Origin of the sequence: Mesorhizobium sp. M0626 (assembly GCF_040320665.1) — a bacterium.
In the GTDB taxonomy this organism is placed as follows: domain Bacteria; phylum Pseudomonadota; class Alphaproteobacteria; order Rhizobiales; family Rhizobiaceae; genus Mesorhizobium.
Genome location: NZ_JAMYQD010000032.1, coordinates 1 through 16,610 on the forward strand (window position 1 = coordinate 1; position 16,610 = coordinate 16,610).

Sequence of the window (16,610 nt, forward strand, 5' to 3'; positions counted from 1 at the left end):
GCCGACACCAGCGTGGTCAAACGGCACATCGTGCTCGAAGGCGATATCCCGTCGGCGATGAACCCGCCGAGCGGCTGCCCGTTCCAGACGCGCTGTCCGCGCAAGCATCTGGTTCCCAGAGATATCTGTGAGCGCGAGGTTCCGCCCATCCGAAAGCTGCCCGGTGGCCATGATATCAAATGCCACCTACCGGACGCGGTCTTCGCAGTGATGGAGCCGGTTATCAAACTCAATCCTAAGCCCGTCGATGACGCGGGGGTGAGAGAGGCGGGATCGGGATAGGATCAATTTGCGGTCGTGTTTGCGCCAGCTGCTGTGCGGCCGTGTCGACGTCTATACAGCCCTCCACGCTATTACGTCGGCAACTCTGGCCGCAACTTAAGCGCGGCGCGCCCTGCCGGGTGCCCCTCCCCACCGGCAGGGCACTACAACCAAACCCATGACCGAGACGAACTTCCGCGAAGCGAGAAGGAGTGAAATGAGACAAGACGTACCAACCGCACACCGCCTCCGATCCGCTGGTCTCAAGCCCACTGCGCAGCGCATCGCACTCGCCAACCTTTTGTTCGGCGGCTGTCAGAGACATGTGACAGCCGAGCAATTGCATGCCGAAGCAATTGAAAACGATACCGTGCTTTCTGTGGCTACTGTTTACAACACCTTGCACCAGTTCACTAATGCCGGCCTGCTCCGCGTTCTTGCAATTGATGGGGTTCGAACCTGGTTTGATACAAACGTTGCGAACCACCATCATTTCTTCATTGAGGGCGAGGGGGTCATCCTTGATGTTGATACACTCCAGCTTGAAATCTTAAATTTGCCACGCCCGCCGACCGGCATGAAGATCGCGCACGTGGACGTCGTCATCCGACTAGTTCGAGAATGAATAGCTGACAAAATTGACTCAACTGAGGGAAGAAATGGCAAGCGCATTCGATTGGCTGCCAAGCTATCTACCAAAAGATTGACAGGGATATACTATGCCAATTTTGAAACGTCCCGCCGAACTCCAGAGCGAAGTGACCGAGTGGCGGCGCCACCTCCACCAGAACCCGGAGATCCTTTTCGCGGTGGAAAATACGGCAGCCTTCGTCGAAAGGAAGCTCAAGGGTTTCGGCGTTGACGAGATCGTGACTGGTCTCGACGAACCGGCGTCGTCGGCGTCATTCGGGGCAGTCTCGGCCCCGGCCGCACCATCGGACTCAGGGCCGACATGGACGCCCTGCCGATCCCCGAGACGAGTGGCAAGCCCTGGACCTCGACTACCGGCAAGATGCATGCCTGCGGCCACGATGGCCATTCTACTCGGCGCGGCGCAATGCCTTTCGGAAACGCGCAAATTCGCAGGGGGCGTCGCCCTCATCTTTCAGCCAGCAGAGGAAGGCGGCGGCGGCGGCAACGAGATGGTGAAGGAGGGCATGATGGAGCGCTTCGCCATAGAGGAGGTCTATGGCATGCATAACATGCCGGGCATGCCTGTCGGCCAGTTCGGCAGCTGCGTCGGCCCGATCATGGCATCCGCCGGCGAATTTACCATCACGATCAAGGGCCGCGGTGGCCATGCGGCTCAACCGCACAAGACAATCGACCCGATCGCGATCGGCGCCCAGATCGTCAACGCCCTGCAGACGATCGCCTCGCGGATGGTCGACCCCCTGGCCTCGGTGGTCGTCTCTGTGACGAAGTTCAATGCCGGTTCTGCGCATAACGTCATCCCTGAACAGGCGGTCCTCCCCGGAACGATGCGAGCGCTGACGCAGGAGGTGCGCGATACCGGCGAGCAGCGGGCCCGCCAGATCGCCGAGAGCATCGCCGGCGCCTATGGCGCGACCGTCGATGTCTGGTCTGGCCGCAACTATCCCGTTACAGTCAACCATCCGGTGGAAACCAGTCACGCGCCTGCCGCCGCGGCAAAGGTCGCCGGGGACGGCAAGGTCAATGTTGCGCTCGACCCGATGATGGGCGGCGAGGACTTTTCCTACATGCTGCTTGCTCGTCCGGGCGCCTTCATCTTCATCGGCAACGGCGATACTGCCGGGCTGCATAATTTGACCTATGATTTTAACGACGACGCGATCCCACACAGGATCTCCTACTGGGTGAAGCTCGCTGAAACGCTGCTGGCCTCTGAGAGACACAGCGAACCGGCGACGCACGCCGACGTCGGGAGCGAAGGTTTTCAACGGGAACGGCAAAAAAATACAGCCAGCCGTTCGTCTGAGTCCATTCAGTGAGTCGAGAATCAGGCCGCCGCCGCATTGCAGAAAACAGGCTAGCCAGAAAAGGACGCAGATATGTCTGTTGAAAAAGTGGACACGCTTGTCGTAGGCGCCGGTCAAGGGGGAGTGGCTATGAGCGAGCACCTGAGCAAGTGCGGGGTGCCTCATCTGGTCCTTGAACGCGGCCGGATTGCCGAACGCTGGCGCTCGCAGCGGTGGGATTCCCTGGTTGCCAATGGCCCGGCTTGGCATGACCGGTTCCCAGGCATGGAGTTCCCGCAGACCGGTCCCAATGGATTTGCCCCCAAGGAGGAGGTCGCCGACTATTTTGTCGCTTATGCAAAGCAGATCAATGCGCCCATCCGCTGCGGCGTGGAGGTGAAGCTCGTGCGAAGAAATGTCGGGCGGTCCGGATTCCGCGTCGAGACGTCGGGCGGCGTGATCGAAGCCAACAGCATTGTCGCCGCGACCGGACCTTTCCAGATCCCCGTTATTCCGCCCGTCGTCCCTGGGAATGCAGGCATGCTGCAAATCCATTCCAGCGCATACCGCAACCCTGAACAACTGCCGAAAGGCGCGGTGCTGGTGGTCGGCGCGGGATCCTCGGGCGTTCAGATCGCTGACGAACTCCAGCGCGCTGGCAAGCGCGTATATCTTTCGGTCGGCCCGCATGATCGCCCGCCGCGCGCCTATCGCGGCCGCGACTTCTGCTGGTGGCTGGGCGTTCTCGGCAAATGGGACCTCGAAACCCCGGGACCCGGCACGGAACATGTGACGATCGCCGTCAGCGGCGCGCGCGGCGGCGAGACAATCGATTTCCGCCGCCTTGCCGCGCAGGGGCTTAAGCTCGTCGGCACGACCAAAACGTATCAAGAGGGCGTGATGGCCTTCGCGCCAGACCTCGCGAAAAACATTGCCCGGGGCGACGCCAACCTGATGTCGCTGCTGGACGAAGCCGACGCCTATGTCGAACGCAACGGTCTCGACCTCCCGGAAGAACCCTCGGCCCGCCGGATCGACCCGGATCCGGACTGCGTGACCAATCCGATCTGCGAGCTCACTCTCGCCAAGGCCGGGATCACGACCATCATCTGGGCGACGGGCTTTGCCGTCGACTACAGCTGGCTGAAGGTCGACGCCTTCGACGAGAAGGGCCGGCCAAGGCATCAGCGCGGCGTTTCGGTGGAACCCGGGATCTACTTCCTGGGACTGCCCTGGCAGTCGCGCAGAGGGTCGAGCTTCATCTGGGGCGTCTGGCATGATGCCAAGCACGTTGCCGACCGTATTTCGACACAGCGCAAATATCTGGCCTACCACGCCGCCGCGACGCGCGAGCCCGTGGACGCCTGACCAAAGATGACAGCGGCCAGCCCGACCTGATGGAGACCACAATGGCGCATACGCGAATTCGCACCTTCAACACCAAGGATACCTATCCCGAGCAGAAGCTCGACAATGATCTCTGCCAGGCGGTCGTCACGCGTGGCGGCCGGACCGTCTATCTGCGTGGCCAGTGTCCGCAGGACCTCGATACGGCCAATACCATCGACAGTCACGATCCGGCCGAGCAAACCCATAAGGTCATGCAGAACATCAAGCAGCTCATCGAGGAATGCGGCGGTACGATGGAGCATTTGGTCAAGGTGGTGGTCTACCTGACCGATGTCCGTCATCGCGAAGCCGTCTACCGGACGATGGGCGAATATATCAAGGGCGTCCATCCGGTTTCGACCGGCGTGGTCGTGTCGGCCTTGGCGCGGCCGGAATGGCTTGTCGAGATCGACGGCATCGCCCTCATCCCTGATGATGGCAACGGCATCATCAGGGACTGAGCGCCATGACATTCTCCATCGTCGCGCGGTGTCGCCGCACGGGCATGTTCGGGGTGGCAGTGTCCTCGTCATCGCCCGCGGTCGCGGCCCGTTGCGCCTATGCTCAGGCAGGCGTCGGCGCGGTCGCCAGCCAGAACGTCACGGATCCGACGCTCGGGCCGCGGGCGTTGGAATTGATGGCCTGCGGCGCTTCTGCGCCGGAAGCCATTGCTATACTCAAACGAACCGGATTCCATATCGAATATCGCCAACTGCTCGCCGTCGATGCCAACGGGGCGGCCGCAATCCATTCCGGCCCGAAAGCGCTCGGTATATGGGCCGAAGCGCGCGGCGAGGACGTCGCCTGCGGCGGCAACCTGCTTGCCAACGACACGGTTCCGAAAGCCATGGTCGGCGCCTTTCTTGGCTCAGAGGGTCACCTCGGCGACCGGCTGATCGCCACGATGCGCGCCGCGCTTCATGCCGGCGGTGAGGCGGGGCCAGTCCGCTCTGCCGGCATGAAGCTGGTGCGTGACGTGTCATGGCCAGTCGCCGACCTGCGTTACGACTGGACCGAGGACTGCCCTATCGAACGGTTGGCTGGGCTGTGGGAGATCTACAAGCCCCAGCTCGATGCCTACGTCACCCGGGCTCTCAACCCGTCCGATGCGCCGAGCTACGGCGTTCCGGGCGACGAATAGACAAGAGTAGTCCGAGAGCGGGACATGAGCGAGCTCGGCCACAAGTACTGGATCAGCAAGGCGGCGGCGATCCAGTTTCGGGGTAAGGCCTTCATAGACTACAAATTCATTGCGTCCCGTCCGGCCAGACCTTGGCAAGCTTAATCGGCAACAGGGGAAACGCTCGCCGAGGTCGCTTCCTGCGCGATGAGCGAATCGATTTCGCGGTGCCGCGGCGCGGCATAGCTTCGAGGTCGGCGTCCCGTGCGCACCAACCCAGTGCGTCCTGATGCGCCTCGCACAGTTCTTTTGGTTACACTCTTCGACAAGTACACAGCGCTGAAGACCACATGGGTACAATACCGCCGCGACAAGGGCAGAAATGGCCGGAAGCGGCACGCAACGGAAATCATGCCTCTACGGTTTACATTGCGACTTCGTCGCCGTCGGACAGGCAGGGAGCATTGCCAAGGCTGCGGAGCTCGTTAACGTGTCACCGCCGACGATCTCGGCCTGACTCGCCCCAATTGGAGACAGAGTTCGCATACAGCTATTTGTGCGTAAGCAGTCACACGCACTGTCGCTGACGGCGGGAGGCAGGGTATTCCTTAAAGAGGCCCGCGCGCGGCTGCTCAGCGACGCCGACGCGCTGACCTTGCCTGTGACCATTCCAACAGCGTCGAAGGGCCGCTCGCGATCGGCTGCCTGCTGACGTTAGCGAAGCTCATTCTCCCTTCGCTGCGGCACAAGTTCGAACAGACGCATCGTGACGGTCAGGATCAAGACAGTTCGAGCGCCATGGAGGCGAACTTCTCGAGATTCTGCAGCGCGGCGGATCGACCTTACCTTGACCTATGGCCTGGAACTCTCCCAGGACATGGCGTTCGAGCCCTTAATAGCGCTGCCCGCCTACCTAATTTTGCCCGGGTGCTACCGCTTGAGAGGTAAGCAATCGTTGACGCCGGAGGAACTCGCGAAGTAGCCTCTGGTGCTTCTCGACTTCCGTTCAGCTTCGAATATTTCCGGTCCGCCTTGCACCTGAAAGCAATTCGGCCAAACATCGCCGGGCGAACCGGCGACATCGCCGTCACCTGCTCGATGGTCGCGAACGGCTTCGTCAACTGGATCGCCAATATGCGAGCGCTGAAAACACTTTCACCCGACGGGAGAGCCGCTGTCCTTCGTGCCCCTCGGCAGTCTGCGGCCGCTCATGATGGGTATAGCCCTGCCAAAGACCCAACACTGCACACAAACGATCCAGGCGTTCATGACCATCGCCGCCGATTCGCGGGCGAACTAGGCGTTTTCGGCATGGATGGTGTCCCGGAAGTCCGGACTGAACCGTTACGCTCCTGCAATTGCTCGGTCAGTCTAGCCCCCGCGCAAGCCGCAAAAGCAGCGCATCGAGCATCGCATCGCAGCGACAAATCTGTTCGATCGTGACGAATTCATCCGGCTTGTGGCCCTGAGCCATCGATCCAGGTCCGCAGATCACGGTCGGCAGGGCAAGGTCGCGGTCGAACAGGCCCCCCTCGGTGCCGAAGGCGACCTTGATCGTGCCGTTGGCTCCGATCAGCGACTTGACAAATTGAACAGCGTCCGAAGCACCGGGCGTGTCGAGGCCCGGATAGGCGTTCACGATGTCAATATCGATCGTGGCTTCAGGTGCCGTCCTCGCGGCGCTCTCGACAATCATCGCGGCCGCATGCTGCAGTCTCGCCATGATGCACTCGGGATTGTCGGTGGCGACGGTGCGGATCTCGAAATCGACGTGGCATAGATTGGGGACGATGTTCAAGGCGACTCCCGCATTCATCTTGCCCACATGAACAGTTGAATAGGGAATGTCGTAGTCGCCGTCCCGGCCGCCTTTCTTTGCAAGGCGGTCCTGCTCTGCACGGAGGGCGGTTACGAAGTCGCAGCCCATGTGAATGGCGTTTAGGGCGAGCGGAGCGAGCGCCGAATGGCCCTCACGTCCGACGCAGGTGGCGCGCGCCGCGATCTTGCCCTTGTGTCCGGTCGCTACCGCCATGCCGGTCGGTTCGCCGACGATGCACAGTAGGGGCCGGACGGGAGTCGACGCCAGCATTTGAATCAGGCTGCGCACTCCGAGACAGCCGACCTCCTCGTCATAGGAAAGCGCAAGGTAAAGAGGGGTGTTCAACTCCATCTTGGATGCGCGCAGCGAGGCTGCCAACGCGGAGGCAATGAACCCTTTCATGTCGGCGGCACCACGACCGTGAAGGCGTCCGTTCCGCTCCGTCATCTCGAAAGGCGGGACGCTCCAATTCTGGCCGTCGACCGGGACGACGTCCGTATGGCCCGACAGCATGATGCCTGCGCGTCGCGTCGGTCCGACGGTGGCAAAGAGGTTGGCCTTTCTCCGGTCCTCGTCCTGAATGAGCTTGAAGGGGATGCCGTGCGCATCAAGCAATTCCCCGATATAGCCGATCAGCTCGAGGTTCGAATCTCGGCTGACGGTCGGAAAAGAAATTAGTTTTCGTAGAATCTCGATGCTGTCCACGATTGGACCTTTCGTTTGAACCGCCGCTATCTAACTAGCACCAGTCACTTGCAAGAGCCGGCGTCGGATTTGATCCATCCGAGATTTGTCTCAGCTTAACCAGCAGATGCCGCTCTCCATCAGACTAATTTAGGCATGTTCTAAAGCGTTCGCCCAGCTGGTTGAATCGAGAGGGATTCCAAAACGCTGCGAACATGATCCATGCTGTATAGAGGCGACCCTATCGAAAGCTTTGTCGATCGATCTGAGGATTCCGACGATTTGTCGGACGGCATTCCGATCAAAAACCGGACGCGATCACTGTCCGGAATCATTGGAATACGCAGTCGATCTTCGCGTTCGGATTCTCGCGGCGTCGCGAAGGGGCTATGCATCGCTCGTGATCTTGTTTCGCTCATTCCGAGCCAGCTGCGCCGCAGCCATGAGATAGTCAACCAGGTGCTTCGCACCATCGGGCAGAATTGAGCGGTCGCTGTGAGAGACGTAGTACCCTCTACCTGAGAGGAGGACGTCACGGCCCACACGCTGGAGGCTTTCTGCCTTTAGTTCGGCGCGCAGCAGCCACACGCTACCCAGAGCAATTCCTTTGCCCTTGATCGCTTCGCCGATCGTCTGCGAGTAGGTCGACAGGGTCTCCACGGGCCACTTTTCAAAACCGCTGAAGGACAGTCCTTGGAACCACACGCGCCAGTCCACCCAATCCGGAGATGCTCGGCCGCAATTCAACAACTTCGGCCTGTGGGAAGGTGGGATATCCTGGATCGTCCGGAGGTCGTCACCGAATTGTCTTGCTACCTTCGGTGCTGCAACAGGTGTCAATTCCTCATCAAATAGCAGAATGGGGTTTCGCCCAGGTAGGACACCGTCGCCATAGGTCACTGTAAGATCATTACCGTCATTAAAGAGGTCTTGCGGGTTGTCTGACGTGATCAGCCGCGTCGGGCAGGCATGTTGGGAAAGCCCGAAGTCGCGGAGATGAGGCGTTAGCCAGAACATGCCGACAGCGGTGTTGGCTCCGATGGACAGTGGCCGCTGCGCTTCCTCGCGCAACGCGCCGACTCCTAGCTGGAGGAACTCCAGGGTCATACTCGTGGTCTGGAACAGCTTATCACCGAGCGGGGTCGGCAAAAGTCGCCTGCCGTCCCGGACGAACAGGCACTCGCCCATCCAGTCCTCGAGCTGCCTGATGCGCTTGCTCACCGCAGCCTGGGAGACGTTCAACTCACCGGCGCTGTTTGTGAAACTTCCCGCTCGATAAGCCGCTTCAAAAAAGATCAATGTATCAAGCGGCGGCAGACTGACACGGTACTTTTTCATAACTGCTGGTTACTCATAAGCGTGAGATTTTCTGTGGTTTACAGGCCTGCGAACCGTCTTAACCTACAACCAAATCAACCTAGCATCCATAGGACATACACATGACTTCACTGCCACACATCGGTTTCGTTGGCCTCGGAAATATGGGGGGACCCATGTGTCTCCGGCTTTTGGCGGCCGGACATTCTGTGATCGCTTTCGACCTCAATCGGGACGCCCTGGACAAAGTGGTCGCCGGAGGAGCCAAAGCCGCGTCTTCGGCTCGGGAATGCGCCGCGGGCGCGCAAATCTTCCTTACCTCACTTCCAAGGCCGGATCACGTCGAGACCGTAATGGCAGGAGAGAATGGAGCCCTTCAAAACTTGGAGCTGGGCAGTATCTGGATCGACTTGACGACAAACCGGAAGGACCTATTGATTCGCCTCGCGGCCGAAGCACCCGAAGGTGTCAGTGTTGTGGACGCTCCTGTAACCGGGGCGGTTGACGGCGCCCGGAACGGAAGACTGACGCTGTTCGTTGGTGGCGACAATGCGTCGTTCGGTCGTGTGGAACCGGTCCTGAAGAACCTCGGAATGGTTATCCACTGCGGTATGCTTGGCACTGGCAATGTCGTCAAGCTCGTCACCAACCAGCTCTGGTTCATCGCCGCGGCAGCGATTGGTGAAGGCTTCGCGACGGGCATCGCTAACGGCGTCGAACTCGGCACCCTCTGGGGCGCGATTCAGAACAGCGTCGGCGATAGTTTCGTTGTACGCCATGACGCGCCATCCATTTTCGCTGGACATTACGACCCGTCGTTTTCCCTCGAGCTCTGCCTCAAGGACCTGCGTCTAATTCAGGAACTCAACCGCAATGTCCGCGCGGCCATGCCTATGACAACTGCCGCCGAAGGTGCTTTCGCCCTCGCTGCAAGCCGCTATGGTGCTGGCGCAGCGGAACTCCATATTGCCAAGCGCATCGAGGATGACGCCGGCCTCTCGATGCGCCTCCAAGGCGATTGGATTCCTCATTGGGAAAAGTAGGCGATGCAGACAAGCAGTCCATATCGAAACGGTCGCGAGGCTGCTTGTCCTTGACCTTGCTGTCCTCGAGGTCGCGAGAAATTCAAAGGAACATCAGTAGGAGAATTCACTGGCTGTGGCCAGGACGAGATCCTCTGCCTTCGAAACGTCAGCTTTCTGGGCCGTTCTGGTTACCCTTTCGCCGCGAGTCCAAGCACAGTAGAAGGTGAACGCACAGCCACCGGGTGCAGAAGCCACCGAGTGTGCTGTGCGGGAAAAGTTTACAAATGGCACATGCCCTCGAATTTTCGGCCAGAGCTCTGCGTCGGGTTACGCTCTATCGCCGACGGCAGGACCCGGTTCTGGGACAGCGCGCCATTGCGCAAGGCACCAGGTTTGCGGGCAGCACAGGGACGTAATGCCAGGGATCATACATCGTCTGGCCGCGCCCGAAGCAGCGGGTATGCTCGCGACAACCACGCCGTCCTGGCGGATGACGATCTTGCCGACATAGGCAATGACCTCGACCGGGCGGCCGACTGCCGTCGACTACGCCGAGTATTGTCTCGATGCCGCACCGTGCATGTGTTCGACACCGAGGCCGGCACCGGATAAAATCTCTCAAAGGCGCTGCGGTATTCGACATCTTGGCCGGCTTCGTCCTCGAACTGCAGCCGGGCGCTCAATTCCTCGCAGGTCTTGAAGCGCAAGCTTGGGGTTCACGTGTAGGGCGCGCGCCAGGCTGCGGGCTGCGTTGTCCCGAGGCGATGAAGTGTTGCACTGGCAATGGGCCAATCAGATCGCCGCCCGGCGCGTCCTCCCAGTCGGTGGCGTCGGTGTCTGCAGCCGGTGGGCCGGAAGTATCCTCTATCATGTACCGCTTTCTGCGGGAGGGGCAGCCTCGCGAGGTGCCCTTATCCCGATCCGTTGATGTCGGACATGCGACACAGCAGAAGGAGAGAAACTATGTTGTTTCGATATGTTTTCCCCTTGGCACGATACATGCGCGTTTTCCGCAAACGTGCCGCGAACTGGGAAAGATTGTTCTATGCCATGTCTAGCAAAAAAGTCGTCGCCCGTGGAACCGCTCGGCCCGCTTCGATGCGAACACATGTCACGCGTCGTGGCTGATGGCAGCATGCCCGCGGGTTTCAGTTATTGGTCCTTCGCGCACGCCATTCTGCGTTTTTTTGCAACCTGCGGCGCCGACATGATTGATGTGCCGCTGATTCAGCCGGCCGACCCGTTCTTGGACATTGCGGGCGAGGGCTTACGGGGCCGCATTTTCCTCACGGGGAGCGACGCTGGCGAGACGCTGTGTCTGAGGCACGAATTCAGGCTTCCGACCTGTCTTGACTACATCAAAACCAGAGTGTCAGCCCCGCGGCGCCGCGCCTATCTCGGAGAAATCTTCCGGCAGTGCAAGGAAACCAACAGCGAATTCCTGGCCGGCCTTGAGGATCTCGGCAACACGGATATTGCAGCGACTGATGCGCGGTTGATCGCGGACGCATATGCATTGCTAGAACAGTTGCTGCCGGGTCAAGAGCTTGCAGTGACAATCGGAGACCAGACGATCTTCGAGGCAGTGCTCGCAGGGCTTGGTCTGCCGCCCATCTGGGAGAGGCGGTTGGTACGAGTCTTCGGAATGCCGGATCAGCTTAACCTGGTGCTCGCGGATTTTGCAAAATCCATGCCCAAGAAGGAGTTCGGGGATTCGCTTACGCCCTTTGTAGTCTGCAGCCACTTGAAGGGGCTGACTGCTCATATCGCTGCAGCTATGGAGCTTGTCGGAATTTCGCCGGCCGTTGGACGCACGCCCGAGGAGATTGCAAGGCGCCACATAGAGAAGGCCGAGCTTGCGCGCGTGACCCTACCACAAGCCACTTTCGATGCCCTGAAGACGTTCCTTTTGATACGGGTTCCGTTCGAACGAGCTCCTAGCGAATTAGCCGACTTCGCCAAGGAGAAAGGGCTGATGCTTGGAGCCGCGCTCGACTGCTTCGCCGCGAGGGCTGAAGCAATTGCGAACCACTGCTTACCGAGCAGCCATATGATTTACGATGCTGGATACGGTCGGCCGCTCGACTGCTATACGGGTCTCGCTTTCCAGATTTCCGTGCCAGAAATCGACCAGCCGTTGTTGGACGGCGGGCGTTACGATCAGCTGCTCGCGCTCCTGGGCGCCCCACCGCCGGTTCGAGGCGTCGGCTTCTCCGTTTGGCTCGACCGGATCCAGAGTTTGGGGCAGTCGATCGCGTGACGGTTTTATTGTCGCTTCCCTCGAAAGGTCGGCTGAAGGAACAGGCACTGGAGGCACTTGCAAGTGCCGACCTGCCGGTTATCCAGGACGGCGACGGACGCAAATACCTGGCGCGCCTTGATGGCCGTGATGATGTCCGCGTGCTATTCCTCTCAGCTCGCGAAATAGCGGTCGAACTCGGGCGGGGAGGGATCGATCTCGGCATCACCGGCGAGGATCTCTTTTTTGAAAGCTGGACCGATTGGAATGGATCGATGGAGATTGTCGCGCGGCTTGGCTTTGGGAACGCTGATGTCGTTGTTGCCGTTCCCGATGTCTGGCTTGATGTACAAACGATGGCAGATCTTGACGATGTTGCGGCGGATTTTCGGTATCGTCACGGCCGGCGACTTCGGATCGCGACGAAATATCGGCGGCTCACACAGCAGTTCTTTAGCAAACAGCACGGCATCCAACTCTACAGGATAGTTGAGAGTCCCGGGGCGACGGAAGGCACGCTGGCGAGGGGCTCCGCCGACGTGATCGTCGACATCATGACGACGGGAGCGACGCTTCGGGCTAACCATCTAAAGGTACTCGAGGATGGAGTCATTCTGCGGTCGGAAGCATGCCTTGTGGTTTCGCGGATTGAGCGACCGGAAGCAGACAAGAGGGTAATCTGGGAGTTTGCGAGAAAGCTAAGCTCTCCCTAACACCGCCTTAATCCCCTTATCCAGAGGCCACAAAATGGATCAGATGCCTACCAAAATTTCTTCCTTTCCACTTCGTCGTCTAAGCGCTTCAGATGCCGAAGCATTCCGGGAACTGCGCCTGGAAGGACTTAAAAATCATCCAAATGCATTTGGCTCATCGTGGGAAGAAGAGGCGGAAAAACCCCTGGCTTGGTTCGTGGAGCAGTTAGAGCAGAATATCATAGTGGCTGGTTCCACGGAAAGTGGTCAACTTGTGGGAATTGCTGCTCTCGGCTTCCACCAGGCGCTGAAGCAACGGCACAAAGGCGTTCTTTGGGGCATGTACGTCCGCCCCAGGGCGCGAGGATCAGGACTAGCTGCAGCTTTGGTCGAGCACTTGTTAGATAAGGCGCGAGGAATGATAGAAGAAGTCCACCTCACGGTGGTCGCATCCAACGAAGCAGCCATTCGTCTCTACACCTACTATGGATTTAGGAAATACGGCCTCGAACGAAAGGCCTTGAAAGTGGGTGAGAGGTACTATGACGAGCTGTGGATGGCTTGTTCCATAAAACGCCATTGACCCCAAAGAGATGTGGAGTAGTAGACGCTGCCTACTACGGAGCGTGGATGGCCACTCGGTAGCTCTCCCTCTCTCGACCGGCACGCGGGTAGGATTGTGTGCCGCTGGAGCGCGGGCTTCCCTTCCAGAACTTCACCGCCGTCAGACCGAGGGGTGTGCGGTGAGGGGGTGACGGCCAGGCTCGAATGCATCAGCACCCCGTAGGTGAGCGCGTTGGGCTGCCCGGCCTTGTAGCCGACACGACCGAATTTATCTACAGCCGCGCGCAGCCGGGCAAAATCGGCTATCTGCCTCCCGCCGGATCGGGACCGCCTAAAGGACATGGAAACTTCTATCATCAGGCGTAGGCGAAGACATAGAAATTCACTCTGTAAGCTCCTCGGCTTCACCAAGACCGTCAACGCTCATCACTGTCAATGACCACGGAATCGGGACCCTGTTTTTTCGATGCCGCTACGCCACGACGTCGGTGCAGCTCCTACATCCGGCATGGGCGACCGGCTTCACCGTGATCGCGAAGCAGGCCCTCGAGCGGGCGGGTATTCACGGCTATGCGCACCACGGCGCGCACCTCTTCCGCCACAGCCTTGCGACCGACCTGCTGCGGTCGGGGCCAGCTTTGCCGAGATCGGCCAGTTGCTTCGTCACCGGAGCATCGACAGCACAAGGATTTATGCCAAGCTCGACATCGAGAAGCTGCGCGAACTGAGCCTGCCCTGGCCGGGAGGTGTCCAACGTTTTCGAACGGCGCTCGAGCGCTATGTGGGCATGCGCCGGGACTGGGATACAACTATCATGGCCCTGCTCGACGGTTGTCGGATTTCGTCACCTTCATGGAGGCTCGTGGCGCCGAGACCACCACCACGGCGTTGGCAATGAAGTGGGTGACGTTGATCGGCCGACAACCGAGTTGGTCCATCCACCTGACCATGACGGAAGTGCCACCTCAAGACGCTGTGCCGCCGGCGCGGCGGGCAAAGCCCTACATCTATATCGATGCTGAGATCACGGCGCTTCTGGCGGCGGCGCTGGCGCTGCCGCCGGCCAACGCCCTCCGTCGCTGTACATATCATTGCCTGTTCGGATTGATAGCGGTCGCCGGGCTACGCCGTTCCGAAGCGCTGGACCTGCGCCGAGACGACGTCGATCTCGACCAAGGTGTCCTCACCATTCGGGAGACGAAGTTCGGCAAGTCGCGGCTGGTCCCGCTCCATGCCACGACGGTCGCCGTGCTGTCGGACTACGCCGCGCGACGCAACGCGCATCTCGTCGCGCCTCGTAGCCCCTATTTCTTTGTCGCCGAGCAGGGCGGCAGATTGCTGCACCAATACGTGCACCGGGTGTTCTGGGAGCTGTCGCGACAGATCGGTCTGCGGCAGCGGGCACAGCGCAATGGTCCGCGGGTTCACGATCTTCGTCACCGTTTCGCCGTCCAGGCCCTGACCAACTGGTATCGTGCGGGCGAAGATGTCGAGCGGGAACTGCCGGTTCTCTCGACCTTTCTCGGCCACGCCAATGTTGGCGACACCTACTGGCATCTATCCGCCGCGCCGGAGCTAATTACCCATGCTGCGCGACTGCTGGGTAAGCGGTGGGAGGTTCGCTCATAAGCGCCTCGAACGATTTAGCCGTGCTGATCGAGCGGTGGTTCACCGATCGGCTCATGGCGACATCGAGGCGTAAGCTCCAACACCATCGCCCCCTATCGCGACACCTTCCGGCTCCTGTTTGCATTCGCGCAGACACGCCTTGGCAGGTCTCCGACGCAGTTGACACTGCGGGATTGGACGAGCCTTTCGTCGGCGCATTTCTGGAGGACTACCTCGAGACACTGCGGTCCGCCTCAGTGAGAACCCGGACCCCCCGCCTCATCACAGCCATTCGGTCTTTCTTCAGATATGCGTCGTTCGAGGAGCCGGCTCATAGCGCTTAGATTCAACGCGTGCTCGCGATCCCGAGCAAGCGATGCGACAACCGATAGCTTCAGTTTCTCACCAGGCCCGAGATTGAAGCGATCCTGGCCTGTCCGGATCGCAGCACATGGCTGGGACGGCGTGATCACACTCTGCTGTTGCTGGTGACCTGGGACCCTTGTTCCCTCCAGTTCAATGGAGAGTCCGGAGTTTCATTTCTGGCCTCATGCGGCCTGTTTTTCCAGAGCCATTTTGATGGCGAATTCGATGGGCGTGATGTTGCCCAGGGCTGAGTGTGGTCTGTTCTGGTTGTAGTCCTCCTTCCATAGATCGATTGCTGCCCGTGCTTGCGTGAGAGTGGAGAACAACGTTTCGTTCAAGCATTCGTCGCGAAATCGGCCGTTGAAACTCTCCACGAATCCGTTTTGCATCGGCTTGCCGGGCGCGATGTAGTGCCATTCGACGCCGCCTTCCTGGCACCATTTGAGGATCGCCATCGACGTTAGCTCGGTGCCATTGTCCGAGACGATCGTGCGAGGCCTGCCGCGGCGGGCGAGGATGGCATCCAGCTCCCGAGCGACGCGGGCGCCCGACAGCGATGTATCCGCGACCAGCGCCAGGCACTCGCGCGTGAAGTCGTCGACGACGGCCAGAACCCGGAACCGGCGTCCGTCCGTGAAGGCATCGCTTACGAAGTCCAGGCTCCAGCGCTCATTCGTCCGACCCGGCGCGATCATCGGCCGTCTTGTTCCCAAGGCCCGTTTGCGGCCGCCACGCTTGCGGACCTGGAGCTTCTCCTCCCGGTAAAGCCGCCGCAGCTTCTTCTGGTTCATCACGATCCCTTGCCGTTCAAGCATGATGTGGATGCGCCGGTAGCCAAAGCGGCGGCGCTCGGCAGCCACCGTCTTCATCGCGGCTCGAACGGCGGCATCGTCCGACCGGATGCTTGTGTAGCGAACGCTTGAGCGGTCGACGAAAAGAGCCTTGCACGCCCGACGCTGGCTCACCCCATGCCGATCGCAGGCGTGGGCCACAGCGCATCGCTTGGCATCGGGCGTCACCATTTTTTGCGGCGACATCCTTCAGGATGGCATTGTCCAGCATCTGCTCGGCCAGCAGCTTCTTCAGCTTGGCGTTCTCCTCTTCAAAAGCCTTCAGCTTGCGCGCATCGGAAACGTCCATGCCACCGAACTTGGCCTTGTATTTGTAGAAGGTCGCTTCCGAGATCCCATGCTTGCGGCAGACATCGGCGGTCTTCATACCCGCCTCCTGCTCCTTCAAAATCGCGATGACTTGTTCTTCCGTGAACCGTGAACGCTTCATTCGTCCGTCTCCTTGAGTGGGACAGACTCTACCAAAAACTGGAGGAGGTTCAGGGTCTCAGGTCACTGGCCGCGCAAACAGGCCTGCGGGTCTCGGAAATCATCGATCTCAACCGGGATCCGGTCGTGCTGGGGCACGGTGCCCACGTGCGATGCGTTGGCAAGGGCCGCAAGGAGCGAAGTACGGCGCTCACCAAGGTTGCACAGCAAGCCCTTCGGGGCTGGCTCAACGAGCCCAGGAAACGGGGCGCAACGGCTCTCTTTCCGAACATGCACGGCGGCGGGATGCTTGCGTAATTCCATCCA

At 60.0% G+C, this 16,610-nt stretch carries 14 protein-coding genes and 2 pseudogenes; 12 read left to right on the forward strand and 4 right to left on the reverse strand.

The genetic code is table 11. The annotated features are described in order from the left end of the window. From NKI37_RS29620 to NKI37_RS29645, 6 genes and pseudogenes are all read left to right on the forward strand, one after another. On the forward strand, positions 1-282 hold a 282-nt coding region (locus NKI37_RS29620), incomplete at its 5' end, for an oligopeptide/dipeptide ABC transporter ATP-binding protein (RefSeq protein WP_352794640.1). Between the two features lie 196 nt (positions 283-478). Further along, positions 479-886, forward strand: coding sequence for an iron response transcriptional regulator IrrA (gene irrA, locus NKI37_RS29625; protein ID WP_352791553.1), 408 nt, complete (start codon positions 479-481; stop codon positions 884-886). A gap of 94 nt (positions 887-980) precedes the next feature. Next, positions 981-2,129, forward strand: a pseudogene (locus tag NKI37_RS29630) (M20 aminoacylase family protein); the annotation flags it as partial. Between the two features lie 165 nt (positions 2,130-2,294). Then, positions 2,295-3,569, forward strand: a complete 1,275-nt coding sequence (locus NKI37_RS29635; protein WP_023724312.1) for a flavin-containing monooxygenase — start codon at positions 2,295-2,297, stop codon at positions 3,567-3,569. A 41-nt stretch (positions 3,570-3,610) separates the two neighbouring features. Further along, positions 3,611-4,051, forward strand: a complete 441-nt coding sequence (locus tag NKI37_RS29640; protein WP_023724313.1) for a RidA family protein — start codon at positions 3,611-3,613, stop codon at positions 4,049-4,051. Positions 4,052-4,056: 5 nt separating this feature from the next. Continuing rightward, positions 4,057-4,731, forward strand: coding sequence for a DUF1028 domain-containing protein (locus tag NKI37_RS29645; RefSeq protein WP_023724314.1), 675 nt, complete (start codon positions 4,057-4,059; stop codon positions 4,729-4,731). A gap of 1,345 nt (positions 4,732-6,076) precedes the next feature. Here the strand turns inward: NKI37_RS29645 and argE are convergent. Both argE and NKI37_RS29655 read right to left on the reverse strand, forming a co-directional pair. Then, entirely contained in the window at positions 6,077-7,234 is a 1,158-nt protein-coding gene (argE, locus tag NKI37_RS29650; RefSeq protein WP_352791548.1) for an acetylornithine deacetylase, read from the reverse strand. 366 nt (positions 7,235-7,600) lie between these two features. Next, entirely contained in the window at positions 7,601-8,551 is a 951-nt protein-coding gene (locus NKI37_RS29655; protein WP_352791546.1) for a LysR family transcriptional regulator, read from the reverse strand. 101 nt (positions 8,552-8,652) lie between these two features. On the opposite strand from NKI37_RS29655, the gene NKI37_RS29660 reads away from it, so the two are divergent. After that, on the forward strand, positions 8,653-9,573 hold the full coding sequence (locus NKI37_RS29660) for an NAD(P)-dependent oxidoreductase (RefSeq protein WP_084626306.1): 921 nt from the start codon (positions 8,653-8,655) through the stop codon (positions 9,571-9,573). Positions 9,574-9,890: 317 nt separating this feature from the next. Here NKI37_RS29660 and NKI37_RS32015 read toward each other — a convergent pair. Beyond that, positions 9,891-10,080, reverse strand: a pseudogene (locus NKI37_RS32015) (Mu transposase domain-containing protein); the annotation flags it as partial. A 583-nt stretch (positions 10,081-10,663) separates the two neighbouring features. Here NKI37_RS32015 and NKI37_RS29670 point away from each other — a divergent pair. From NKI37_RS29670 to NKI37_RS29685, 4 genes are all read left to right on the forward strand, one after another. After that, complete coding sequence (locus NKI37_RS29670; protein ID WP_245272504.1) at positions 10,664-11,815, forward strand: ATP phosphoribosyltransferase regulatory subunit; 1,152 nt, start codon at positions 10,664-10,666, stop codon at positions 11,813-11,815. Beyond that, positions 11,812-12,507: an ATP phosphoribosyltransferase gene (gene hisG, locus NKI37_RS29675; protein WP_023724319.1), complete on the forward strand. Its 696-nt coding sequence runs from the start codon at positions 11,812-11,814 to the stop codon at positions 12,505-12,507. The genes NKI37_RS29670 and hisG overlap by 4 nt, the downstream gene beginning before the upstream one ends. Positions 12,508-12,541: 34 nt before the next feature. Continuing rightward, complete coding sequence (locus tag NKI37_RS29680; RefSeq protein WP_352791543.1) at positions 12,542-13,069, forward strand: GNAT family N-acetyltransferase; 528 nt, start codon at positions 12,542-12,544, stop codon at positions 13,067-13,069. 812 nt (positions 13,070-13,881) lie between these two features. After that, positions 13,882-14,679 (forward strand): tyrosine-type recombinase/integrase, encoded by a 798-nt coding sequence (locus NKI37_RS29685; protein ID WP_352791541.1) that lies wholly within the window; start codon positions 13,882-13,884, stop codon positions 14,677-14,679. 527 nt (positions 14,680-15,206) lie between these two features. On the opposite strand, the gene NKI37_RS29690 is transcribed toward NKI37_RS29685, so the two are convergent. Then, a protein-coding gene (locus NKI37_RS29690; RefSeq protein ID WP_352791539.1) for an IS3 family transposase occupies positions 15,207-16,305 on the reverse strand; the annotation gives its coding sequence in 2 pieces (ribosomal slippage) (positions 15,207-16,053 and positions 16,052-16,305; 1,101 coding nt in all). On the opposite strand from NKI37_RS29690, the gene NKI37_RS29695 reads away from it, so the two are divergent. Continuing rightward, the gene (locus NKI37_RS29695; protein WP_502896407.1) at positions 16,293-16,601 is read left to right on the forward strand and encodes a tyrosine-type recombinase/integrase; all 309 of its coding nucleotides are present in this window, start codon (positions 16,293-16,295) and stop codon (positions 16,599-16,601) included. The genes NKI37_RS29690 and NKI37_RS29695 overlap by 13 nt on opposite strands. Positions 16,602-16,610: the final 9 nt, after the last annotated feature.

Bases quoted from the DNA above. Each gene is read 5' to 3' on its own strand.
- irrA (WP_352791553.1), top strand. From the start codon at position 479: ATGAGACAAGACGTACCAACCGCACACCGCCTCCGATCCGCTGGTCTC.
- NKI37_RS29635 (WP_023724312.1), top strand. From the start codon at position 2,295: ATGTCTGTTGAAAAAGTGGACACGCTTGTCGTAGGCGCCGGTCAAGGG.
- NKI37_RS29640 (WP_023724313.1), top strand. From the start codon at position 3,611: ATGGCGCATACGCGAATTCGCACCTTCAACACCAAGGATACCTATCCC.
- NKI37_RS29645 (WP_023724314.1), top strand. From the start codon at position 4,057: ATGACATTCTCCATCGTCGCGCGGTGTCGCCGCACGGGCATGTTCGGG.
- NKI37_RS29655 (WP_352791546.1), bottom strand. From the start codon at position 8,551: ATGAAAAAGTACCGTGTCAGTCTGCCGCCGCTTGATACATTGATCTTT.
- NKI37_RS29660 (WP_084626306.1), top strand. From the start codon at position 8,653: ATGACTTCACTGCCACACATCGGTTTCGTTGGCCTCGGAAATATGGGG.
- NKI37_RS29670 (WP_245272504.1), top strand. From the start codon at position 10,664: ATGTCACGCGTCGTGGCTGATGGCAGCATGCCCGCGGGTTTCAGTTAT.
- NKI37_RS29680 (WP_352791543.1), top strand. From the start codon at position 12,542: ATGGATCAGATGCCTACCAAAATTTCTTCCTTTCCACTTCGTCGTCTA.